Annotated in this window: 27 protein-coding genes; 10 read left to right on the top strand and 17 right to left on the bottom strand. The window is 61.9% G+C overall.

From position 1 onward, the window contains the following. Positions 1 to 29 precede the first annotated feature (29 nt). From Q8O96_RS05955 to Q8O96_RS06005, 11 genes are all read right to left on the bottom strand, one after another. On the bottom strand, positions 30 to 545 hold the full coding sequence (locus Q8O96_RS05955; RefSeq protein ID WP_102860261.1) for a DUF2878 domain-containing protein: 516 nt from the start codon (positions 543 to 545) through the stop codon (positions 30 to 32). Then, positions 538 to 1,809 (bottom strand): cyclopropane-fatty-acyl-phospholipid synthase family protein, encoded by a 1,272-nt coding sequence (locus Q8O96_RS05960; RefSeq protein WP_102860262.1) that lies wholly within the window; start codon positions 1,807 to 1,809, stop codon positions 538 to 540. Before Q8O96_RS05960 ends, Q8O96_RS05955 begins: the two co-directional genes overlap by 8 nt. Next, positions 1,796 to 2,611 carry a DUF1365 domain-containing protein gene (locus tag Q8O96_RS05965; RefSeq protein WP_102860263.1) on the bottom strand — a complete coding sequence of 272 codons (816 nt, stop codon included), beginning with the start codon at positions 2,609 to 2,611 and terminating at the stop codon, positions 1,796 to 1,798. The genes Q8O96_RS05960 and Q8O96_RS05965 overlap by 14 nt, the downstream gene beginning before the upstream one ends. Further along, positions 2,608 to 3,855: an NAD(P)/FAD-dependent oxidoreductase gene (locus tag Q8O96_RS05970; protein ID WP_207166530.1), complete on the bottom strand. Its 1,248-nt coding sequence runs from the start codon at positions 3,853 to 3,855 to the stop codon at positions 2,608 to 2,610. Before Q8O96_RS05970 ends, Q8O96_RS05965 begins: the two co-directional genes overlap by 4 nt. After that, complete coding sequence (locus tag Q8O96_RS05975) at positions 3,852 to 4,622, bottom strand: SDR family oxidoreductase (protein ID WP_305948548.1); 771 nt, start codon at positions 4,620 to 4,622, stop codon at positions 3,852 to 3,854. The genes Q8O96_RS05970 and Q8O96_RS05975 overlap by 4 nt, the downstream gene beginning before the upstream one ends. Beyond that, positions 4,619 to 5,044 carry a nuclear transport factor 2 family protein gene (locus Q8O96_RS05980; RefSeq protein ID WP_102860266.1) on the bottom strand — a complete coding sequence of 142 codons (426 nt, stop codon included), beginning with the start codon at positions 5,042 to 5,044 and terminating at the stop codon, positions 4,619 to 4,621. The genes Q8O96_RS05975 and Q8O96_RS05980 overlap by 4 nt, the downstream gene beginning before the upstream one ends. After that, positions 5,037 to 6,482 carry a deoxyribodipyrimidine photo-lyase gene (phrB, locus tag Q8O96_RS05985; RefSeq protein ID WP_305948549.1) on the bottom strand — a complete coding sequence of 482 codons (1,446 nt, stop codon included), beginning with the start codon at positions 6,480 to 6,482 and terminating at the stop codon, positions 5,037 to 5,039. The genes Q8O96_RS05980 and phrB overlap by 8 nt, the downstream gene beginning before the upstream one ends. 13 nt (positions 6,483 to 6,495) lie before the next feature. Next, positions 6,496 to 7,428, bottom strand: coding sequence for a MerR family transcriptional regulator (locus Q8O96_RS05990; RefSeq protein ID WP_305948550.1), 933 nt, complete (start codon positions 7,426 to 7,428; stop codon positions 6,496 to 6,498). 3 nt (positions 7,429 to 7,431) lie between these two features. Next, complete coding sequence (locus Q8O96_RS05995) at positions 7,432 to 8,382, bottom strand: DUF523 and DUF1722 domain-containing protein (protein ID WP_115580898.1); 951 nt, start codon at positions 8,380 to 8,382, stop codon at positions 7,432 to 7,434. A gap of 120 nt (positions 8,383 to 8,502) precedes the next feature. Then, a complete protein-coding gene (locus tag Q8O96_RS06000; protein ID WP_102860270.1) occupies positions 8,503 to 8,718 on the bottom strand; it encodes a TIGR02450 family Trp-rich protein in 216 nt (71 codons plus the stop codon). After that, a complete protein-coding gene (locus Q8O96_RS06005) occupies positions 8,715 to 9,701 on the bottom strand; it encodes an NAD(P)/FAD-dependent oxidoreductase (RefSeq protein WP_102860271.1) in 987 nt (328 codons plus the stop codon). The genes Q8O96_RS06000 and Q8O96_RS06005 overlap by 4 nt, the downstream gene beginning before the upstream one ends. 194 nt (positions 9,702 to 9,895) lie before the next feature. On the opposite strand from Q8O96_RS06005, the gene Q8O96_RS06010 reads away from it, so the two are divergent. Together Q8O96_RS06010 and hemH are read left to right on the top strand one after the other, a co-directional pair. Beyond that, positions 9,896 to 10,798 carry a TIGR01777 family oxidoreductase gene (locus Q8O96_RS06010; RefSeq protein WP_110596339.1) on the top strand — a complete coding sequence of 301 codons (903 nt, stop codon included), beginning with the start codon at positions 9,896 to 9,898 and terminating at the stop codon, positions 10,796 to 10,798. A gap of 13 nt (positions 10,799 to 10,811) precedes the next feature. Further along, positions 10,812 to 11,837 carry a ferrochelatase gene (hemH, locus tag Q8O96_RS06015; protein WP_102860273.1) on the top strand — a complete coding sequence of 342 codons (1,026 nt, stop codon included), beginning with the start codon at positions 10,812 to 10,814 and terminating at the stop codon, positions 11,835 to 11,837. A 55-nt stretch (positions 11,838 to 11,892) separates the two neighbouring features. Here the strand turns inward: hemH and Q8O96_RS06020 are convergent, their stop codons facing one another. Together Q8O96_RS06020 and upp are read right to left on the bottom strand one after the other, a co-directional pair. Beyond that, positions 11,893 to 13,167, bottom strand: coding sequence for a uracil-xanthine permease family protein (locus tag Q8O96_RS06020; RefSeq protein ID WP_016965962.1), 1,275 nt, complete (start codon positions 13,165 to 13,167; stop codon positions 11,893 to 11,895). Positions 13,168 to 13,169: 2 nt separating this feature from the next. Further along, positions 13,170 to 13,808: a uracil phosphoribosyltransferase gene (upp, locus tag Q8O96_RS06025; protein ID WP_011063386.1), complete on the bottom strand. Its 639-nt coding sequence runs from the start codon at positions 13,806 to 13,808 to the stop codon at positions 13,170 to 13,172. 165 nt (positions 13,809 to 13,973) lie between these two features. Here upp and Q8O96_RS06030 point away from each other — a divergent pair, with 165 nt between their 5' ends. From Q8O96_RS06030 to Q8O96_RS06045, 4 genes are all read left to right on the top strand, one after another. Further along, a complete protein-coding gene (locus Q8O96_RS06030) occupies positions 13,974 to 14,531 on the top strand; it encodes a hypoxanthine-guanine phosphoribosyltransferase (RefSeq protein WP_042941423.1) in 558 nt (185 codons plus the stop codon). A gap of 3 nt (positions 14,532 to 14,534) precedes the next feature. Further along, the gene (locus tag Q8O96_RS06035) at positions 14,535 to 15,008 is read left to right on the top strand and encodes a WbuC family cupin fold metalloprotein (RefSeq protein WP_115580896.1); all 474 of its coding nucleotides are present in this window, start codon (positions 14,535 to 14,537) and stop codon (positions 15,006 to 15,008) included. Between the two features lie 113 nt (positions 15,009 to 15,121). Next, positions 15,122 to 15,607 carry a hypothetical protein gene (locus Q8O96_RS06040; protein ID WP_305948551.1) on the top strand — a complete coding sequence of 162 codons (486 nt, stop codon included), beginning with the start codon at positions 15,122 to 15,124 and terminating at the stop codon, positions 15,605 to 15,607. Positions 15,608 to 15,670: 63 nt separating this feature from the next. Further along, complete coding sequence (locus Q8O96_RS06045) at positions 15,671 to 15,958, top strand: PA4642 family protein (protein ID WP_102860277.1); 288 nt, start codon at positions 15,671 to 15,673, stop codon at positions 15,956 to 15,958. A gap of 67 nt (positions 15,959 to 16,025) precedes the next feature. On the opposite strand, the gene mqo is transcribed toward Q8O96_RS06045, so the two are convergent. Then, entirely contained in the window at positions 16,026 to 17,537 is a 1,512-nt protein-coding gene (mqo, locus tag Q8O96_RS06050) for a malate dehydrogenase (quinone) (RefSeq protein ID WP_102860278.1), read from the bottom strand. Between the two features lie 736 nt (positions 17,538 to 18,273). Continuing rightward, on the bottom strand, positions 18,274 to 18,507 hold the full coding sequence (locus Q8O96_RS06055) for a hypothetical protein (protein ID WP_102860279.1): 234 nt from the start codon (positions 18,505 to 18,507) through the stop codon (positions 18,274 to 18,276). A gap of 208 nt (positions 18,508 to 18,715) precedes the next feature. Here Q8O96_RS06055 and Q8O96_RS06060 point away from each other — a divergent pair, with 208 nt between their 5' ends. Then, entirely contained in the window at positions 18,716 to 19,300 is a 585-nt protein-coding gene (locus tag Q8O96_RS06060) for a YajG family lipoprotein (protein WP_102860280.1), read from the top strand. A gap of 90 nt (positions 19,301 to 19,390) precedes the next feature. On the opposite strand, the gene Q8O96_RS06065 is transcribed toward Q8O96_RS06060, so the two are convergent. Next, positions 19,391 to 19,597 carry a hypothetical protein gene (locus Q8O96_RS06065; RefSeq protein WP_011063378.1) on the bottom strand — a complete coding sequence of 69 codons (207 nt, stop codon included), beginning with the start codon at positions 19,595 to 19,597 and terminating at the stop codon, positions 19,391 to 19,393. Between the two features lie 189 nt (positions 19,598 to 19,786). Here Q8O96_RS06065 and Q8O96_RS06070 point away from each other — a divergent pair, with 189 nt between their 5' ends. Further along, the gene (locus Q8O96_RS06070) at positions 19,787 to 20,068 is read left to right on the top strand and encodes a hypothetical protein (protein ID WP_162884090.1); all 282 of its coding nucleotides are present in this window, start codon (positions 19,787 to 19,789) and stop codon (positions 20,066 to 20,068) included. Between the two features lie 66 nt (positions 20,069 to 20,134). On the opposite strand, the gene Q8O96_RS06075 is transcribed toward Q8O96_RS06070, so the two are convergent. Continuing rightward, positions 20,135 to 21,301, bottom strand: coding sequence for a 1-acyl-sn-glycerol-3-phosphate acyltransferase (locus tag Q8O96_RS06075; protein WP_102860282.1), 1,167 nt, complete (start codon positions 21,299 to 21,301; stop codon positions 20,135 to 20,137). A gap of 139 nt (positions 21,302 to 21,440) precedes the next feature. Here Q8O96_RS06075 and Q8O96_RS06080 point away from each other — a divergent pair, with 139 nt between their 5' ends. Continuing rightward, a complete protein-coding gene (locus Q8O96_RS06080) occupies positions 21,441 to 21,623 on the top strand; it encodes a CPXCG motif-containing cysteine-rich protein (protein WP_016967048.1) in 183 nt (60 codons plus the stop codon). 16 nt (positions 21,624 to 21,639) lie between these two features. Continuing rightward, the gene (locus Q8O96_RS06085; RefSeq protein ID WP_102860283.1) at positions 21,640 to 21,900 is read left to right on the top strand and encodes a putative signal transducing protein; all 261 of its coding nucleotides are present in this window, start codon (positions 21,640 to 21,642) and stop codon (positions 21,898 to 21,900) included. Positions 21,901 to 21,931: the final 31 nt, after the last annotated feature.

Genomic DNA, 21,931 nt, shown 5'->3' on the forward strand with positions numbered 1-21,931 from the left:
CAGGGCTGTGTGAGAGCCCTGACGGACGCTCAGTCCTGAGGGGCCGGTTGCGGTGCTTCTTCAGTAGGACGCGCAAGCACGTGAAACAGCGGTAGCAGTACTCCCCAGAGCAGGCCCAGCCCCAGCATGGTCGGCCACAGGCCATAGGCAAAGGTCACTCCGGCCAAGCGGCCGCCGGCGTAATAGGACAGTGGTCCGCACAGCGCCCCGAGCACACTGGCCAACCACCAGGGACGTGCCGTCCATGCCAGGCAGTGGCGCAGGGTGGTGCCCAGCAAGATCCAGAGCAGCATCAGCCATAGGGGAATCAGCAGGCTTACTTGCTGGAACTGAAACACCCCCAGCCAGTGCAGGAAGCTGTCCAGCGTGATGCCGATCAGGGCGACGCCGACAATCATCCGACTTTCTCCGGCCCAACTGCCGATCCAGCGAAAATGCGCCAGCAGGATCGCCACCCCCAGCAGCAGCCAGGCGCTGTCGCCAGACAGCACGCAGATGAACCAGCCCAGCTGGAACAGCAGGGCGTTGGCCAGTTGCTTACGCATCGAAACGGCCCAGCAAAGGTTGTGGCACTGCCGAGGGTTTGGCCAGGAGCATCTGCGCGGTGCCGATGCTGCGCTCCAGGAAGCCGCCTTCGCAGTAGCACAGGTAGAACTCCCACAGGCGCAGGAAGTACGCGTCATAGCCCAGCTCGCTCAGGCGGCCGTGGGCGCGGCGGAAGTTCTCGTGCCACAGGCGCAGGGTGCGGGCGTAGTGCAGGCCGAAATCCTCCATGTGCAGCAGGTTCATGTCGGTGTCGCGGCTGACCACTTCGAGCATCTTGTGCACGCTGGGCAGGGCGCCGCCGGGGAAGATGTAGCGCTGGATGAAGTCCACGCCGTTCTTCGCCTGTTCATAGCGCTGGTCACGGATGGTGATGGCTTGCAGCAGCATCAGGCCGTTGCTTTTGAGCAACTTCGCGCACTGCTGGAAGTAGGTGGGCAGGAAGCGGTGGCCCACGGCTTCGATCATTTCGATGGACACCAGCTTGTCGTAATGCCCGTCCAGGTCGCGATAGTCCTCCAGCAACAGGGTCACCCGGTCCTGCAGGCCGGCGGCGTCGATGCGCTGGCGGGTATAGGCGAACTGTTCCTTGGACAAGGTGGTGGTGGTCACGCGGCACCCGTAGTTCTGCGCCGCATACAGCGCCATGCTGCCCCAGCCGGTGCCGATCTCCAGCAGGTGATCCTCGGGCTTGAGCGCGAGTTTCTGGCAGATGCGCTCCAGTTTGTTCAACTGGGCCTGCTCCAGGCTGTCGTCCTCGCTGCGAAATTGCGCGGCCGAATACATCATCGTGGGGTCGAGAAACTGCTCGAACAGCTCATTGCCGAGGTCGTAATGGGCGGCGATGTTCTTCTGCGAGCCCTTGCGCGTGTTGCGATTGAGCCAGTGCAGGCCGCGTACCAACGGCCGGCCGAGTCGCGCCAGGCCGCCTTCCATGGCATCCAGCACGTCCAGGTTGCTGACGAAGACGCGGATCACCGCCGTCAGGTCCGGGGTGCTCCAGTAGCCGTGGATGAACGCTTCGCCGGCACCTATCGAGCCGCTGCTGGCCACCAGGCCCCAGGCGCTGCTGTCGTGGATATGGATCTCACCCACCAAGGCTGCCGTGCGGTCGCCGAAGACCAGGCGCTCGGCGTTTTCGATGACCAGCAGTTGGCCGTGCTTGAGGTGCGCCAATTGCCGCAGCACGCCGCGACGCAACAGGTTGGCGGTCAGGCTGTGGGTGCTGAACAGGGTAGTTCTGGCCGATACGCTAGAGGATTTCATGGCGGCGATCCTTGGGTTGTACAGCGGCTGTGCGATAGGCGCCGTCGGCGGCCTCATGGGGAAAGAAGGTGATGCCCTTGGCGGTCAGGCGCAGGGCCTGCCAGTAGATGGCCAGGCAGGTCTTGGCGGTCATCCATGGAAAACTGCGCAGGTACTGGTGCAGGCTGCGGCGATCCAGGGCTTGGCGCTGCAGGCTGAGGGTGGCGTCGAATACCTTCAGATCGCCCTGCCAGTCGGCCATGTGCACCCCGAGCCGCTCGGCTGGTGGGCTGAAGCTCATGCGGTACTCAAGGTCCCGGGGCAGGAACGGTGACACGTGAAAGGCCTTGGCCACGGCGAAGTGCTGGTGCTCGGGCGCCGAGGCACTGTCTGGGCGGGCTGGCAGTACATAGTGGTAGCGCTCGCGCCAGGGGGTGTTGGTGACCTCGCAGAGAATCGCCGCCAGTTGCCCGTCGGCCTCGAAGCAGTAGAAGAAACTCACCGGATTGAACGCCAGGCCCCAGCTGCGCACCTGGGTCAACAGGCGCACCGCGCCGCCCGGCACATGGCCGATGGCCGCGGCCACTTGCTGGCGTACCGCGTCGATCAGGCGCATGCCCTGGCCGGTGAAGTCTTTCAGGTAATCGCTTTCGCGGAAGGCGAAGGGGGCGAAACGGCTGCGGCCCGCCAGGGGCGAGAGTCCCAGCACCGATTCCTGCTCGTCCAGGTCCAGGTACAAGAGGCCGATCCGATAGCGGAAGGCATGGCCCTTGGGGGCAAAGCGCCGGTGGCTGATCCAGCCGCTGTAAAGGGCACTGTTCACAGTTGTTCACCAAAGGCCTGGGCCACGCGCAAGGCGCTGACCACGCCGTCTTCGTGGAAGCCGTTGGCCCAGTAGGCGCCGCAGTAGAAGCTGTGCTGGGCGCCTTGCAGTTCATTCCAGCGGCCCTGGGCCGCCACCGCATCGAGGCTGTATTGCGGGTGGGCGTAAGTGAAGCGGGCCAGGATCTGCGTCGGATCGATGGCTGCGGTCTGGTTGAGGCTGACGCAGAAGGTGGTGTCGCTCTTCAGGCCTTGCAGGATGTTCATGTCGTAGGTCACGGCGGCGGCTTTCTCGCCGCTGGCGTCCAGGCGGTAGTTCCAGCTGGCCCAGGCCAGGCGCCGGCGGGGCAGCAGCCGGGTGTCGGTGTGCAGCACCACGTCGTTGTCGGCGTAGGGCAGGGCCTGGAGAATCTCTCGCTCGGCCTGGCTGGGGCTGGCCAGCAGTTGCAGGGCCTGGTCGCTGTGGCAGGCGAACACCACCTTGTCGAAGCGCTCGCTGCCGGCGGCGCTGTGGATCAGCACGCCAGCCTCGTCGCGCTCGACTCGTTGCACCGGGCAGTTGAGGCGGATGTGCTGGCGGAACGGGGCGGTCAGCGGTTCGATGTAGCGGCTTGAGCCACCTTCGATCACGCACCACTGCGGACGGTTATTCACCGACAGCAAGCCATGGTTCTTGAAGAAGCGCACAAAGAACTGCAGGGGAAAGCCCAACATCTGCACCCGTGACATCGACCAGATCGCCGAGCCCATGGGCACGATGTAGTGCTGGATGAAACGCTCGCCGTAGCCCTGGCTTTTCAGGTAGTCGCCGAGTGTGGTGTCGGCGGCGATCCGCTGTTGCTGCAAATCGAGCAGCGACGCTTTGTTAAAGCGCAGGATGTCCCGCAGCATGCCCCAGAACCCGGGCGATAGCAGATTGCGTCGCTGGGCGAACAGACTGTTGAGGTTGTTGCCGTTGTATTCCAGGCCCGAGGCGGGATCGCACACCGAGAAACTCATCTCGGTGGGTTTGAACTTGACCCCGATCTGTCCCAGCAGGCGGATGAAGTTGGGGTAAGTCCAGTCGTTGAAGACGATGAAACCGGTGTCCACAGACTGGGTCTCGCCGTTCAGGCTGACATCCACGGTGTGGGTGTGGCCGCCGATCCAGCTGCCGGCCTCATAAACCCGAATGTCATGGCGACGGTTCAGGACGTAGGCGCAGGTCAGGCCGGCAATGCCGCTACCGATAATGGCGATTTTCACGATGCACTCCCTGTGCGGGCCAGGCGTTTGGCGATGGCCAGTTGCAGGCGGCCGGGCAGCCAGGACAGCAGCTTGAGGCCAAAGATGAACGGGGCGGGGAAAGCGATCTCCAGATCCCGGTGTGACAGGCGTTTGTGGATATGCCGCGCAGCCTTGGCGGCGGGCCAGCTCATGGGCATGGCAAAGTCATTGCGCGCGGTGAGCGGGGTATCGACGAAGCCGGGACTGACCACGGTGACGTCAATGCCCTCGGCGGCCAGGTCGATGCGCAAGGATTGCAGCAGATAACGCAAGGCTGCCTTGGAAGCGCCATAGGCGCCGGCCCGAGGCAGCGGCAGGTAGGTCACGGAGCTGGCCACCCCTACCAGATGCGGGCGATTGCCGGCGCGCAACAGCGGTAGAGCAGCCTCGATGCAATAGCTGGCGGACAGCAGGTTGCTGCTCAGCACGCGCTCGATCAGCGTCGCGTCAAATTGCTGCACCTCGATGTATTCACAGGTCCCGGCATTGAGGATCGCGGTGTCCAGTGCGCCCCAGGCCTGGGCGATACGCTTGCCGATCTCGCGCACCTGCAGGGCGTCGGTAAGATCGCCGGGCACCACCAGCACCCGGCCCGGATAACGCAGGGCCAGCGCTTCCAGGGGCTCGCGCGAGCGAGCGCTGACGGCCACTTGGGCGCCAGTCTTGAGCAGTTCTTCGGCCAGCGCCGCACCGATGCCGCTGCTGGCGCCGGTGAGCCAGATCCGCCGTGGCATTACAGGGTTCATCCGAGCCTCCTTTTCAACCAGGCAATCACCGCACCTAGTAGCGGCAGATGTTCATAGAGCAAGGCACCGGCGTCGAAATAGTCCCGATGACGGTAGACCTTGCCGTCGCGCCAGTGCAGGTGCGAGCAGCCGGGGACCCGGATCATCTGGCCGCCCTTGAGGCGCGGGTGGCGGTAGCTCATGGTCCAGCGCAGATAGCCTTGGCCTTCGGTGCAGGTGTCGACACCGTGGAATTCGAAACGCAGTTCGCTGACGTTGGCGTACAGCTCTGCAAAGTAATGCCGCAAGCGTGGCAGACCATTGACCTCGTGCAGCGGGTCGGTGAACTGGATGTCCTCGCTGTAGAGCTGGTCCAGGCGTTGCAGGCTGTGCTTGTCGAGGCTGGCGAAATCCCGGGCGAAGCGATCGAGGAAGTCACTCATGGGCGCCTCCCGCATCCTGGCGCGAAGGCAGCGCCTTGAACGCCGCCAATGCCCGGTCCCGGGACATCGACAGGTTGACCATAGGCGCCGGGTAATCGGCGACAGCGAACAGGCCGCCCATGGCTCCGGGGTTGTGGATATCTTTTTTGTTCAACCCCGCCAGTTGTGGCAGCCAGTGCTTGATGAAGCGTCCTTCGGCGTCGAAGCGTTCCGACTGGCTTACAGGGTTGAAGATGCGGAAGTAGGGCGCGGCGTCGGTGCCGGTGGAGGAGCTCCACTGCCAGCCGCCATTGTTCGCTGCCAGGTCGCCGTCGATCAGGTGGCGCATGAAGAAACGCTCGCCCTCGCGCCAGTCGATCAACAGATTCTTGGTCAGGAACATGGCCACCACCATCCGCAGGCGATTGTGCATCCAGCCGGTTTCCAGCAGTTGGCGCATGGCGGCGTCGATGATCGGCAGGCCGGTGCGGCCTTCCTGCCAGGCGGCGAGTTCCTCTGGGGCGTCGCGCCAGGCCACCGCTTCGGTTTCCGGGCGAAAGGCACGGTGCCGGGAAACCCGTGGGTAGCCCACCAGGATGTGTTTGTAGAACTCGCGCCACAGCAGTTCGTTGATCCAGGTGACGGCCCCGGGATTACCGCTTTCGAACTCTCCCTGGTTACAGCGCAAGGCAGCGTGCAGGCACTGGCGGGGCGAGATCACCCCGGCGGCGAGGTAGGGTGAAAGCTGACTGGTGCCGGGCTTGGCCGGGAAGTCGCGTTCGCTCTGGTAGTAGTCGATCTGCTCGTCGGTGAACTGTTGTAGACGGCCCAGGGCTTGATCTTCACCTGCCGGCCACAGGTCACGCAGTGACTGGCTGGGGCGTGGGAAGCCATCGATATGGCGGGGTACAGGATCGGCTTGGATCGACAGCGGCGATTGTGCCTTGGGGCTGGCGACCAGGGCTGGCAGCGCGCTGTGTAAGCGGCTGTAGCAGACCTTGCGGAACTGGCTGAACACCTGGAAGTAGCCGCCGCTCTGGGTCAGCACGCTGCCGGGCTGGAACAGTAACTGATCGAGGTAACCCTGGACGCTGATGTCGGCTTCTTCCAGGACCCTGGTCACGGCGGCATCGCGGCGGCTCTCGTGAATGCCGTACTCCTGGTTGAAGTGCAGCATGCGTACCTGCAGTTGCCGGCACAGTTGCAGCAGGACGTGGGGCGCCTGGTCCCAGGTGGCTGCGCTGCGAATCAGCAGAGGAATGTTCAGCCGGCCCAGGGCAGTGCTCAGGTGCTGCAGGTTGCGCAGCCAGAAGTCGACCTTGCAGGGGGCATCGTCATGGACTTGCCATTGTTCCGGGCTCAGCAGGTACACGGCCACGGTGGGGCCACGCTGGGTGGCGGCGCAGAGGGCGGTGTTGTCATGTAGGCGCAGGTCGCTGCGCAGCCAGATCAATTGCATGCTGATTCCCGGTTCAAAAGAGTCCTCGCTCAAGCAGCGCCTGGCAGGCCGAGATCGGGTCCTGGGCCAGGTACAGATCAGCGATTTCAGTGATACATACGGACCAGTCGTCGGGGTGGATGCACACCGCGGGTCCGGCGATGATTTTTTTGCAGGCAATGCCGTTGAGCAGCCTGGGCAACAGCGCAGGATTGAGCGCCTTGCTGGAATACAGCAGCAGGCCGCGGGCTTGCAGGCGTTCGATGGCCAGGGCCAGTTCGGCGCCGGGCAGCGGCCAGTCGAAGACCTCCACCGGGCAATCGGCGCTGCTGGCCAGCCAGGCGGTCAGCCACAGATGGGGTTCCAGGGCCAGGTCCGACTGGTTGACCAGCAGCAGCGGTGGGCCCTGCAGTTGTCGGTTGTTGTGGTAGATCCGCGCGCCCAGCTTGCTGCGCAGCCAGGAGTAGAAAAACACCTGTTCCATCTGGCTGCCGAACTGGCCCTGCCAGTGTTGCTCCAGCTCCGCCAGCAGCGGCATCAGCAGGTGTTCGCACAGCGTGCGGGGTGGGTACAGCGCCATGGCCTGGTTGAAAGTGTCGTCGACCTTGCGCTCGGCCAATTGGCTGATGGCCAGGCTCAGGGTCTGACGCAGGCGCTGCCAGTCATTCTCGGCCGGTGCGCTGGCGGTGGGGGCACTGTCCAGCAGGTGCTTGACCTGGCTGACCGCGACCCCGCGATTGAGCCAGGTAAGGATGGTCTGGATCTCTAGCACCTGATCCTGGGAATACAGGCGATGACCCTTGGGCGTACGCAAGGGCACGATCAATCCGTAGCGGCGCTCCCAGGCCCGCAGGGTGACGGCGTTGACCCCGGTCTGGCGCGCCACTTCGCGAATCGGCAGCCAACCCTGGTCCAGGGCGCGGCGGTACTGGGCGCTGTTGTCGGCTTCTTGAGCGGGTTTTTTCATGGCTCAGATCGCGTTGCGCAGGCTGAGGTTTTCCGGGTGTGGCTGCAGGTACAGCTGCTGGGCGATGTAGGGATCGGGGTGCTGGCGAAAGTGGTGCTTGAGCAGGGTCAGCGGCACGACTAGAGGCACGATGCCGTGGCGGTACTGGCCGATCACGTGTTGCACTTCCTGCTTGTCTTCGGCGCTGATGGACTGCTTGAGATAGCCGCTCAGGTGCTGCAGCACATTGCTGTGGGTGCCCCGGGTCGCGCATTTGCTCAAGGCCGCCATCAGTTCGCTGAAATAGCGCGGGCCGATCAGGTTCGGATCGCCCTTGCCCATGCTGCCCAGCAGATTGCCCAGGGTCTTGTACTGCACGGGATGGTGAGCCATCAGCAGGTATTTGCAGCGCGAGTGGAAGTCGGTGAGGGCGCGGCGGGTCAGGCCTTGCTTGAGCAGTGCCTGCCAGTCGCGATAGACGTAGACCCGGGTCAGGAAGTTTTCCCGCAGGACCGGGTCGTTCAGGCGTCCGGCTTCTTCCACCGGCAGATCGGGGTGCTGTGCGCAGAATGCCTGGGCGTAGATGCCCCGGCCGCCGTTTCTATGGGGAATGCCATTGGCCTGGTACACCTTGACCCGCTCCAGACCACAGGATGGCGAGTTCTGCATGAAGATGTAGCCACAGATGTCATCTACCTGGGCCGCCATGCGCTCGCCGTATTCCGCCAGGGGCAAGGTGACATCCAGGCTGGCGTCCACGGTGCCTACGGCCCGAGGTTGCTCAGGGTCCCCGACCAGCCGAATAGGTTCGCGGGGGGTGCCCATGCCGATCGCGACTTCCGGGCACAGGGGCACGAAGTCAAAGTATTCGCTGAGTACTCGGCTGCACAGGCGAGACTCCTTGTGCCCACCGTTGTAGCGGACCTCGACGCCCATCAGGCAGGCGCTGATGGCAATTTTCGGCTTGGCGGACATGATGCAACCTCCGGGGTTTACCTGTACAAAAACGAAGCGTTGTACAACTTGTCTTCATCATAGAATTAAAGTTGTACAAGTCAATTTATTTGTACAGGTATTGCCCGGCAGGTTGTCGAATTACTGCCAGCCCATTCGCCAGTCGCTGTCGTTGAGCAGGGTTTGCCAGCTCAGGCGCTGGCTGCGTCGGGTGAGTACGGCTTGCAGTTCGATGTCCAGCACGGTGCCTTCTTCGTCGCAGAAAAGCTCAGTGACCAGAAAGTGTTTCTCGCGGTGTTGCGGGTGGGCTGCTGTCCATTTCGACAGCAGCAGTTTGCGCGGGTTGAGTCGATTCACTGCAGGCTCTCGTGCAAACGGCGTGCGGCTTCCTGGCCACTGAGCCAAGCGCCTTCGACCCGGCCGGACAGGCACCAGTCGCCACATACGTACAGCCCCAGGTCGGCATCGGCCAGGGCACCCCATTCATGGCTGGCGGCCGGTCTGGCGTAGAGCCAGCGATGGGCCAGGCTAAAGGTTGGGGCGGGCATGACGCTGTGCAGCAATTCGGCGAAGGCCCCATGCAATTGCTCGATCACGGCCTCTTTGCTGAGGTCGATGTGTTGCCGGCTCCAGGCACTGGTGGCGTGCAGTATCCAGGTGTCGAGATGGCTGTCGCGTCCGGGCTTGCTGCGGTTGCGGGCCAGCCAGTCCAGCGGGCTGTCCTGGACGAAGCAGCCTTCCATGGGGGTTTCCAGGGGCGTATCGAAGGCCAGTGCGACAGCCCAGGTCGGGTCCATTTTCACCCCGGCGGCGACTCCGGCGAGCTTCGGTGCGGCGGCCAGCAAAGCGGTGGCTTGCGGTGCCGGCGTGGCGATCACTACGTGGCTGAAGGGGCCGTGGGTAAAGCCTTCGGCGTCCTGCAGGTGCCAGTGTTGTTCGCCACGGAAGACTTCAGTGATGCGGCAGGCGAAGTGCACTTCGAGGTCGCCGATCAGGGCGCGGGTGATGGCGCTCATGCGTGGCGTGCCGACCCAGCGGGTCTGTTCATCGGGAGAAGGGCTGAGCTGTCCGCCGTGGGAGTTGTAGAGTTGCGGCGCCCATTCGGCGACCCAGCCCTTGGCTTGCCAGCGCTGGACTTCGGTAACGAAACGGCGGTCGCGAGCGGTAAAATACTGGGCCCCCAGATCCAGGCTGCCGGCATCGCTGCGTTTGCTCGACATGCGCCCACCGCTGCCGCGGCTCTTGTCGAAGAGTTGGACGCTGTGCCCGGCATCTCGAAGTGCCTGGGCGGCGGAGAGTCCGGCGATGCCGGTACCAATGATTGCGATGGGTACTGTCATAGGGGCCTCGTTTACCAGTCTGTACAGATTACGCCGCTACTAAAACCTGTACAATATTGTTTTTTGGTATAGCTTTCGGCGTCATCGGTTGTGCAAGTTGTCTATCGTTAAGTCACAGCCTGTCCGATTGAAAAGATCCCTGCCTATAAAAATAGACTAGTGATTCGGGTAAAACGCCACGCGAGGAAGATGTCATGCATATATTGCTGACCGGCGGTACTGGTTTGATCGGGCGTGCGCTGTGTCGTTACTGGCAGGCCCAGGGTCACCAATTGAGTGTATGGACGCGCCATCCCGAAAAAGTGGCCGCTCTGTGCGGTCCCCAAGTGCGGGCCATCAGAACTTTGCAAGAGCTGGACCAGGCGCCGCTGGATGCGGTAATCAATCTGGCCGGAGCCCCGATTGCCGATCGGCCCTGGACCCACAAGCGCAAGGCGCTGCTGTGGAGCAGCCGTATTGCCCTCACCGAAACCCTGCTGGCCTGGCTCGAAACTCGCGAGCATAAACCGCGGGTGTTGGTTTCTGGCTCGGCAGTAGGTTGGTATGGCGACGGTGGCGAGCGGGAGCTGAGCGAGGATTCACCTCCGGTCAGCGAGGATTTTGCCAGCCAGTTGTGCATTGCCTGGGAAGAAACCGCTCAGCGGGCCGAGGCCTTGGGCGTGCGCGTCGTGCTGGTGCGCACCGGTTTGGTGCTGTCGTCCGAGGGCGGCTTTTTGTCGCGCCTGCTGCTGCCGTTCAAGCTGGGGCTGGGCGGGCCGATCGGTAACGGTCGGCAATGGATGCCGTGGATTCATATCGATGACCAAATCGCCCTGATTGATTTTCTTGTGCATCAGGATGAGGCACGGGGTCCTTATAATGCCTGCGCGCCGAAGCCGGTGCGCAACCGCGAGTTCGCCAAGAGCCTGGGGCGGGTACTGCGCCGGCCGGCGTTGATACCGCTGCCGGCCTTTGTCTTGCGCCTGGCGCTGGGTGAGCTGTCGTTGCTGTTACTGGGCGGCCAGCGTGCCGTTCCCGCGCGTTTGCTGGAGACGGGATTCACTTTCCAGTTCACTGATTTGTCCGCGGCCCTGGACGATGTGTCCAGCCGCCTTTGAAATAGGACGTTGCATGACCGATCACGCGTTGCTCCTGGTCAATCTCGGTTCGCCGGCCTCCACTTCGGTGGCGGATGTGCGCAGCTACCTCAACCAATTTCTCATGGACCCTTATGTCATCGACCTGCCATGGCCGGTGCGGCGCTTGCTGGTGTCGCTGATCCTGATCAAGCGCCCGGAGCAGTCCGCCCACGCCTATGCATCGATCTGGTGGGAGGACGGTTCGCCGTTGGTGGTGCTCAGCCGTCGCTTGCAACAGGTGATGAGCGAGCAGTGGAAACAGGGGCCGGTGGAGCTGGCAATGCGTTATGGCCAGCCTTCGATCGAGTCGGCGCTGCTCAAGTTGGTGGCCCAGGGGCAGAAGAAAATCACCCTGGCACCGCTCTATCCACAGTTCGCCGACAGTACCGTGACCACGGTGATCGAAGAGGCCAAGCGTGTGGTGCGCGAGCACAAGCTGGATGTGCAGTTCAGCGTGCTGCAACCCTTCTACGATCAGCCGGAGTACATCGAGGCCCTGGCGGCCAGCGCCAGACCCTACCTGGCCCAGGAGCATGATCATCTGCTACTGAGCTTTCACGGTCTGCCGGAGCGGCACCTGACCAAACTGGACCCGACCGGCCAGCATTGTTTCAAGGATGCCGACTGTTGCCGCAACGCCTCTGCGCAGGTGCTGGCCACCTGTTACCGCGCTCAGTGCATGCGGACAGCCTCGGCCCTGGCCGAGCATCTGGGGTTGGCGCAAGGCTCCTGGTCGGTGTCGTTCCAGTCGCGTCTGGGACGGGCCAAATGGATCGAGCCCTACACCGAGGCACGGCTTGATGAGTTGGCCAAGCAGGGGGTGAAGAAGGTCATGGTGATGTGCCCGGCTTTTGTTGCCGATTGCATCGAGACCCTGGAGGAAATTGGTGATCGCGGCCGTGAGCAGTTCCGCGAAGCCGGAGGTGAGGATCTAGTGTTGATCCCGTGCCTGAATGACGACCCGCAATGGGCGCAGGCCTTGAACACCTTGTGCGCCAGGGCGCCGTTGGCGTTGTAAACAGCTTCGCCGGCAAGCCAGCTCCTGCGGAGCGGACTTGCCGGCGAACGCGTCTTCAGATCAGAGGCTCGTCGGCCTTCTTGTTCTTCCAGCCGTCATTACCCGGCAGCACCAGATTCAGCACGATGGCGACGATGGCGCACAGGGCGATGCCCTTGAGGCCGAAGTCGTCCGGACCGGTACCGGTTCCTACCAGTACGCCGCCGATGCCGAACACCAGGGTCACCGAAACGATCACCAGGTTACGGGCTTCACCCAGATCGATCTTGTGACGGATCAGGGTGTTCATACCCACCGCTGCAATCGAACCGAACAGCAGGCAGAGAATCCCGCCCATGACTGGTACCGGGATGCTTTGCAGCAGCGCGCCGAACTTGCCGATAAAGGCCAGGGTGATGGCGAAGACCGCCGCCCAGGTCATGATTTTCGGGTTGTAGTTCTTGGTCAGCATCACCGCGCCAGTCACTTCGGCATAGGTGGTGTTGGGCGGACCGCCGAACAGGCCGGCAGCAGTGGTGGCGATGCCGTCACCGAACAGGGTGCGATGCAGGCCGGGCTTCTTCAGGTAGTCGCGACCGGTCACGCTGCCGACGGCAATCACCCCGCCGATGTGTTCAATGGCCGGCGCCAGGGCCACCGGGACAATGAACAGGATCGCTTGCCAGTTGAACTCCGGGGCGGTGAAGTGCGGCAGTGCCAGCCAGGGCGCGGCGGCGATCTTCGCGGTGTCCACCACGCCGAAGTAGAAGGACAGGGCAAAGCCCACCAGCACCCCGGAAATAATCGGCACCAGGCGGAAGATGCCTTTGCCGAACACCGCGACAATCAGCGTGGTGAGCAGCGCCGGCATCGAGATCATCATCGCCGTCTGGTAATGAATCAGCTCACTGCCGTCGCCAGCCTTGCCCATGGCCATGTTGGCGGCGATCGGGGCCATGGCCAGGCCGATGGAGATGATCACCGGGCCGATGACCACGGGTGGCAGCAGGCGGTCGATGAAACCGGTGCCCTTGATCTTCACCGCCAGGCCCAGAAAGGTGTAGACGAAGCCTGCCGCCATCACCCCGCCCATGGTCGCCGCAAGGCCGAACTGGCCCTTGGCGAGAATGATCGGAGTGATGAAGGCAAAGCTTGACGCCAGGAAGACCGGCACCTGGCGGCCGGTCACTACCTGGAACAACAGAGTCCCGAGACCCGCCGTGAACAGCGCCACGTTCGGGTCAAGACCGGTAATCAGCGGCATCAACACCAGGGCGCCAAAGGCCACGAAGAGCATCTGCGCGCCAGACAGTACCTGGCGCCAGAGCGGATCGTTGAACTCATCCTGCATGATCAGGAGTCCTTCTGCTTGGTGCCGAAGATCTTGTCACCGGCATCACCCAGGCCTGGAATGATGTAGCCATGCTCGTTGAGCTTCTGATCGATGGAAGCGGTGTAGATGGTCACATCCGGGTGCGCCTGCTCGACGGCGGCGATGCCTTCGGGGGCGGCCACCAGGACCATGGCTCGGATGTCACGGCAGCCGGCTTTTTTCAGCAGGTCGATGGTGGCAACCATGGAACTGCCGGTGGCCAGCATCGGGTCAATGATCATCGCCAGACGTTCGTCGATTTCCGGAACCAGTTTTTCCAGGTAGGTGTGGGCCTGCAGGGTTTCTTCGTTGCGGGCCACGCCCACGGCGCTGACCTTGGCGCCCGGAATCAGGCTCAGCACGCCTTCGAGCATGCCGATACCGGCGCGCAAGATCGGCACCACGGTAATCTTCTTGCCGGCGATTTTCTCGACCTGGACAGGGCCGCACCAGCCTGGAATTTCATAGCTTTCCAGGGGCAGGTCTTTGGTGGCTTCGTACGTCAGCAGGGCACCGACTTCCTGAGCGAGCTCGCGAAAGTTCTTCGTGCTAATGTCTGCGCGGCGCATAAGGCCAAGTTTGTGTCGGATCAGCGGATGGCGGATCTCACGGATGGGCATAGGGAAAGGCTCCGGCGGCGGGCAAAAAAAACGGCCTAGATTAATCTATCCGGGGTTGTTGTCCTATAGACATAAAGTACGTTAGTCCAGAAACGCTTGATCTGATCGGGCCGGATGCGTACCTTTGCCCGCTTTTCCGAAACTGCCACCCCCTTGGAGAGCGCCATGTCCGCTGATCTCGAGCATATCCGTCAAATCATGCGCGAGGCTGACTGCCTGTACACCGAAGCTGAAGTCGAGGCGGCCATCGCCCGGGTCGGTGCACAAATCACTGAAGAACTGGCTGAGCGCAATCCGGTGGTGTTCTGCGTCATGAACGGCGGCCTGATCTTCGCTGGCAAGCTGCTGACCCACCTGCAGTTCCCCCTGGAAGCCTCCTACCTGCACGCCACGCGCTATCGCAACGAAACCAGCGGCGGTGAGCTGTTCTGGAAGTCCAAGCCGGAAGTCTCCTTTATCGACCGTGACGTGCTGATCATCGACGACATTCTCGATGAGGGGCACACCCTGGGCGCCATCATCGACTTCTGCAAACATGCCGGTGCCCGTGCGGTGCACACCGCGGTGCTGATCGACAAGGAGCACGATCGCAAGGCCCGTCCGGACCTGAAGGCCGATTACATGGGCCTGCCTTGCGTCGACCGTTACGTTTTCGGCTACGGCATGGACTACAAGGGCTACTGGCGTAACGCCGCCGGCATCTATGCCGTGAAGGGGATGTAAGACATGAGCGTGCCGAGCTTTCTCGATCAAGCCTTGTTCAGCGACCTGGCTGAGAAGGCGGCGGCCAATCCCCGTGGTCGTCAGCACCACAACTTCCACGCCATGGAAGAGCCTTGCCATCGCATGGCGGTGGCGCTGCAACCCTCGACCTATGTTCCCCCGCACCGGCACCTGAGCGCCGACAAGGCCGAGACCCTGTTGGTGCTCAAGGGGCGGTTGGGCGTGCTGATCTTCGATGAGGCGGGCCAGGTCCAGGGCAAGCGCGTCTTGCAGGCCGGTGGTGACTGCATCGGTGTCGATCTGCCGGCCGGGGTGTTCCATGGCTTGGTGGTGCTTGAAGCCGACAGCCTGATGTTCGAATGCAAGGCCGGTCCTTATCGTCCGGTGAGTGACGGCGAGCTGGCCGCTTGGGCGCCCCGGGAAGGTGAGCCCGGGGTCGCCGAATACCAGGCCTGGATGCGTGCGCAATTCGACTGATTGTGTTCCCCCGTTTGTCGTATCCGCAGCCTGCGGCAGGCGCCTCAGACTGCGGTGCAGGATTTGCGGCAAAAACCCATGCTAGAGTGCTCAGCCCTTGATTGGAGCCTGTCATGAGCATGTTGATTCGCACTAGCGCGGCCCTTCTTCTGAGCTTGAGCCTGCCCCTGGCAGCCGCTCCGGCGCCTCTGCACGGGCAATTCTTGCCGCCTGACGACCTGACCCTGCGCGACTCGGTCCCTGAACAGCAGCAGCTGTTGCAGGTGACCGAGTATTCCGTGGTGATCGGCAGCCAGCGCCAATCCAATCAGCAGCCGATTCCGGTGACATCGCCGGTGTGGGTGCGCCTCAAGGGCAAGCCGCTGAACAAGGGGGCCACCATCAGCCAGGTACTGGTGAATTTCGACGGTGAAAGCAAAAGCCTGAAAAAGCCCCAGTACGACGCCAAGTCCAGGACCTTGACCCTGTATTACCCCCTGGCCCAGTACCGGGCAGTGATGGACCTGCTGCGTAACGACACGGTGTATTGCCAGTTTCTCAGTTATGCCAATGGTCATATCTGGGCTGACTTGCACACCGGCAGCGTGCGTCCGCGTTGAGGCCCGAGGCGGGCTGAGGGTAAACTGCCCGCCCCGTGAAATGTCTGCGAGCTGGAGTCGGCGATGCGTAAAGATAAGAAACAAGTGATTGGTGACGAGATTAGCGACGAGCAGATCAAGTTGTTCCTCGATTTCGAGCCGGTCGACGCCACTTCGCCGTCCCTGCACAAACTGATCAAGGCCTACCGTGGCCTGCGCATCGACGATTTCGAGCGCTTCCTGACCTTCTTCGTAGCAGCCGGTCTGGATCTGGATGGCAAGGATGAGCACGGCCAGACCTTCGTTGATCTGATCAAGGATCAGCGCAACGCCGCCGACTACATCGAGCTGATGGACAACGCCCGCGGCTGACCCGTTCGGAAGGCATAAAAAAACGCCCCGTCCTTTGCAGGCCGGGGCGTTTTTTATGGGCGTCAGATCAGGCGCAGCTTTCGGTTTCCTTGCTGGGCTCGACCAGTTCCAGGCTCAGGTTATTTTCGCTGTTGATCTTGTGATACAGCGCTGCGTCGGTTTCCAGGGCCTTCTCCCGCGCCGGGAAAATTTCCTTGAGCTTGGTAGCCCATTCGCCGCTGGCCTTGGCCGGGAAGCAGCGTTCGATCAGTTCCAGCATGATCGACACGGTCACCGATGCACCTGGCGAAGCGCCGAGCAGGGCGGCCAGAGAACCGTCCTTGGCCGCCACCAGCTCGGTACCGAACTGCAGGATGCCGCCTTTCTTCGGGTCTTTCTTGATGATCTGCACCCGTTGCCCAGCCACTTCCAGGCGCCAGTCTTCCGCCTTGGCTTGTGGATAGAAGCGGCGCAGGGACTCCAGGCGCTGCTCCATGGACTGCATGACTTCGCTGACCAGGTATTTGGTCAGGTCCATGTTGTCCCGGGCTACGGCCAGCATTGGACCGATGTTGCCGGCGCGAACCGACATTGGCAGGTCGAGGAACGAGCCGTGCTTGAGGAACTTGGTGGTGAAGCCGGCATAAGGTCCGAACAGCAGGGATTTCTTGCCGTCGACCACGCGGGTGTCCAGGTGCGGCACCGACATCGGTGGCGAACCCACGGCGGCCTGGCTGTAGACCTTGGCCTGGTGCTGCTTGACCACTTCCGGGTTGTCGCAACGCAGCCATTGGCCGCTCACCGGGAAGCCGCCAAAGCCTTTGCTTTCTTCAATGCCGGAAGCCTGCAGCAGCGGCAGGGCCGCGCCACCGGCGCCGAGGAACACGAACTTGGCGTCGACTTCGCGGCTGTTGCCGCTGTTGACGTCCTTGATGCTCACGGTCCAGCCGTTGTCCTTGTTGCGCTTGAGACCGGTCACGCGCTTGCAGTACTTGACCTGGGCATCGGGTGCGCTGGTCAGGTGCTTGAGCAACTGGTTGGTCAGGGCGCCGAAGTTGACGTCGGTGCCGTTGATCACTCGGGTCGCGGCGATGGTTTCATCTGCCGGACGGCCCGGCATCATCAGCGGCATCCACTCGGCCATCTTGGCCTTGTCTTCGGTGTATTCCATGTCCGCGAAGGCATGGTGCTGGCTCAGCACTTCAAAACGCTTCTTGAGGAAGGACACACCCTTGTCGCCCTGCACGAAGCTCAGGTGCGGCACTGGGCTGATGAAGGACTTGGACGAGCCGAACGTGCCTTTCTTGGTCAGGTAGGACCAGAACTGTTTCGACACTTCGAACTGGGTATTGATGTGTACGGCTTTCTTGATGTCGATGCTGCCATCGGCGGCCTGTGGCGTGTAGTTCAGCTCACAGAGGCCAGCGTGGCCGGTACCGGCGTTGTTCCACGGGTTGGAACTCTCCGCGGCACCCGAATCCATCAGCTCGACGACTTCCAGCTTGATTGCGGGGTCGAGCTCCTTGAGCAGTACAGCGAGGGTGGCACTCATGATGCCGGCCCCAACCAATACGACGTCTACTGCTTCGTTATGCGCCATTAACGCGTCTCCAAAATCTGCAGCACCAAATTGACGGCATGGCTGCCAGGAGTGACGGGGCGGTTCACGTAATGCCCCAGGTTACCCATGGCCAGGATCGCCATGTCCGAATCTTCGCAATTCTTTGCAACTACTGCGGACGCTGCCAACCGGGCCTCAAGGTGCATATGAACGCATCTCGGGGCGCCTCAGGCAATTCGACTTATGGTCGATACATCCGCTCGTGCAACCAAATCCGTCAGCGGACAGGCTTCAAGCACCAGTTCTTGAGGAGTGCTCGGTCCTGTGTAATCGGGCTGTTGTAGAGGCCAATGGTGCCAGTTCAGACGCAAAACTATTCATTTGCTCGCCACACTCTTGTGAAGTTGTGAAAACCCGTTTTTTCACGCTCTTTTGAAGACGTGAACCTCAAAAAAGGGCTGCCTCGGCCTGGCACCTGGCCCGAGCGGTGTTGCCGGCATGCAAGGCACGCGGGCACAACGGGCAAAATTCAGTGGCCGAGCAATGGCAGCTCTGCAGATTCGCGAAAAGTGGAGGTTTGCAAGGTGGTACAGCAAGCACGCCAGCTTCACTCGATCTGTGTGGGCGGCTCTCTGTGGGCGGTGCGGGGTGCCAATGCAGTGGCGTTGGCGGTACTGCGAGGCCCGATCAGGAGACGTCCTTATAATCGGGGGGAGATTGTAACGAAGAAATGCGCAGAAATGATCCTGTTTCGTGACTTTTATTAGGCTGTTGGTCAGGTGGCCAGTATCGGTCGCACCAAGGAGCTGGCGCAGCGTGGGCTGATCCGGGCGCTGGCGGGTAATACCTGGTGCAACCAGTTCAGGCGAATCTCCTGGATTTCCACCCAACCGTCACCCACGGGAGCCGCCGGGCAGTGTTTGAAGGCGCGGCAACGGCCTTGGCCATCGAGCAGGGCAAAGCTGCGGAACTGCTGACGCGGGGCGAACAGGGAGCGAAGGAAGTTCATAACCGAACACCTGTGAGTGGGTCATTGACGATAAGAGTGCCCTTGAGCCGTTACATCATGATGTATTGCGAGTGAACGGCAGGTTACAGGAACCTGGTTGTACGGCACCTGTCTGAGACTTGACTAACTCTTGCCTGACGCTGGTTCGTCGCGGTTATGCACCGCTATACTGCGGCCCTGTTTGTGCCTGATTCCTGGAGAGATGAGCATGTTGCAACGCCTGTTGTTCGGTTTGATCACTGTGACCAGCCTGTCGCTGGTGGGTTGCGCCCACAGCCCGCAACAACTGAGCCCGGAGCCGAAGCTCACGACCCAGTTGGCCCCCGTCGGCCATGGCCAGCCGGTGGTGGTGAAAGTGGTTGATGGACGTCCATCGCCGACCCTGGGTACCCGTGGCGGTCTGTACCCGGAAACCAGCGCCATTACTGTGCAGAGCGCGCAGATCCTGCCGAAACTGCAGGCCCAGGCCGAAGCCGCGGTACGTCTGTTGGGCTTCACCCCGACCGCTGGCGGCAGCAATGCTCCGCAGTTGACCGTGACCCTGGCCGAGCTCAAGTACCAGTCGCCCAAAGAGGGCCTGTACGTGACCGAGGCCACCATTGGCGCCACTTTCCGTTCCGATGTGCAGAACGCCAACCGTCGCTACAGCGGTCGCTATGGCGCCTCCCTTGACCAGCGTTTCGGCATGGCGCCGAACCAGGACACCAATACCAAGCTGGTGAGCGACGTACTGAGCGATGCGCTGACCCGTCTGTTCAAGGACCCGACCGTCGGCCAGATCCTCGGCGAGTAAGGCGCCGCTGCGGCTTCATGCCCGCTACTGGCTCCGTCACTAAAAAGCCCGGCTGCCCATCAGGCAGCCGGGCTTTTTGCTGTTCGCGTGTCAGGCCGCCTCGACGTAGAAGTCCAGCATGCTGACGCCGGTCAGCAGATCGGTTTCCGGCAAGTCCGCATGCTGATGTCCGCCCAGGGCGCAATACACCAGCCAATGCCGGTCCTGAACGTTGAAGGCCAGGGCGCCCACTAGCGCTTGCTGTTCTTCACTGGGGGCTATCAGGTAAAGGCGATCCTGGTTTTCTGCGTGCAGCATGACAAGCTCCGTGGGGCATCGAGGGGCAACAGACTGGCTTGTTTAGATGACGAAAAGATGACGTTTCAAATTAATGGGTCGACACCTCGTTACTGGTCGGAAAGCCCCCGCGTTTATCCGGGGATTGAGTAGAATCCGCGCCGCGGGTGCACTCGACGACCCGAATACAGGTTTCATTCGAGGTTCATGATGTCGCTGCAACTGATCTGGTCGATGTTCAACGCCCACCCTGCCAAATTGATCAACCTGCTGGCCCTGCTGTTTGCTTGCCCGGGCAGTTGGCTGCTGCACGCCACTCGTTGCCGTGAACGGCGGGCCCTGGCCAACCTGGCCGTCCAGAGTGAAGACCGGGGGCTGGGTCAACCCATGCTGGACCCCGCTACTTTACGAATGAACCGATTCTTCTACCGCTTCGGTTTCGCTTGCCTGGGGCTGGCATTGCTGGTGTCCTGGATCAGTACGCGTTTCTGACCGATCCTTGAACCGCAGACATGACAACGGCGCCCGCGGGCGCCGTTGTGCGTTGCAGTGCCGCGATTACAGCGCCAGGCCTGCCTTGACCCGGTACTGATTGCGCACCGGATTGGCATATTGCAGCACCAGGTAAGGGCGGTGCTCCGGTGGGCAGGCGTCCAGCCGGCGCTGCCATTCTTCCTCGGCCTTGGCCAGTTCCTGTGGCGCGAAGACCTCGGCGGCGCTCGGTACCTGCAGTTGCGGGTCGGCATCGCTCCACTGGGCATACGCCAGGTAATGCACCGGGAACAGGCGGTAGCCGCCGAGAATCTGCCGGTCCATTTCCATGGCCAATTGCTTGGTGTCTTCGAACAGTTCGCTGATGGGGGCGGCGAAGTTCACGTGGACCCGGCCCTTATAGCCAGTGATGCCTTTGGCGATGCTCACGTCATCCTCCCCTGGCGCTTTGGTGTAGCTGCCGGTGGTGGCGCGGATGTACAGCTCCCGGGCCTTGGCCTGGTCGCAGGGGTCATATTCGTAGCTGATGGACACCGGGGTCAGGTTCAGCGATTGGATGACCTCGCCAAACGGCTCGTCCTTGCGGCTCATGTGGAACATCTTGAGGATCGCTGACTCGGTGCGGTCGTCGCCATCCTTGGCCCGGCCTTCGGCCTGGGCGATCCAGATCGACTGGACGTCGTTGCGGATCGAATGGTTGATATAGGCCGAGAGCAGTTGATAGGCCGCGAGTTTTTCCCGGCGCCCGCTGATGGAGCGATGGACGATGAAACTCTTGTTCAGGCGCATCAGGTCGCTGACGAACGGCTTCTGCAGCAGGTTGTCGCCAATGGCGATGCGCGGTGTCGGCAGTCCGGCGTGATACACCGCGTAATTGACGAAGGCCGGGTCCATGACGATGTCGCGATGGTTGGCCAGGAAGACATAGGCGGTGCCGGATTTGAACTGCTCGACGCCGGTATAGGTCACGCCGTCGGTGGCACGTTCAATGGTGTGGTCGACGTAGAACTCGACCTTGTCCTGCAGGGTCGCCACCGAAGTGACCCCGGCGAATTCGCGGCGCAGGCGATGGGCAATCAGGGGTTTGAGCAGCCAGCCGAACGTATTGGCAAAACGCGGGAAGCGGAAGTGGGTGAGGATATCTAGAAACGCCTTGTCGCTGAGCAGCCGGGCCAGCACCGCTGGTACTTCGCTGTCGTGGTAAGGTCGGATGGCATCGAATTCGCCCATCATGCTCTCTTGTTAGAAACGGCTAGGGTAAGAAAAGGTCTGTATCGAAAAAAGCCGGGCATGGTCTGAAAGTTCAGCTCAAACAAAAAAAGCCCTGCAAATAGACCGGCGATTATACGCATAAGTCACTCTGGAGACGGCGATGCTGGAAACCGACCATTATCAATGCCCTTACTGTGGCGAACAGGCAGAAGCTGTATTGGACCTGTCCGCCGGCGACCAGACCTATATCGAAGACTGCCCGGTGTGCTGCCGGCCCATTGTCTTCACGCTGCAAACCGATGGTCGGGAGTGGATGCTCGATGTCCACAGTGAAAATGACTGAGTGGGGCGTGGTTCTTATGCAGCGCATCTATGAGCCGGAAAATCTGATGGAAGGCGAGTTGCTCCAGTGCATGCTGGCGAGCGAGGGTATCGAGGCACACCTGCAAGGGCGCGATTTGTTGGGCGGGGCGGGGGAATTACCGCTGTTCGGACTGCTGGGGCTGACGGTGGAGAATGATCAGGCGCAGCAGGCGCTGGAACTGATCGCTGCGTACAATGCGGCCCAGCCATTGCCCTTTGAAGAGCCGGATAGTTTTACCGGGGTGCTGGTCTGTTAGGCTGAGCGCCGATTTGCCGAGAGTTGTATTG

It is taken from the genome of Pseudomonas sp. LPH60 (assembly GCF_030718165.1).
Classification (GTDB): Bacteria; Pseudomonadota; Gammaproteobacteria; order Pseudomonadales; family Pseudomonadaceae; genus Aquipseudomonas; species Aquipseudomonas danubii.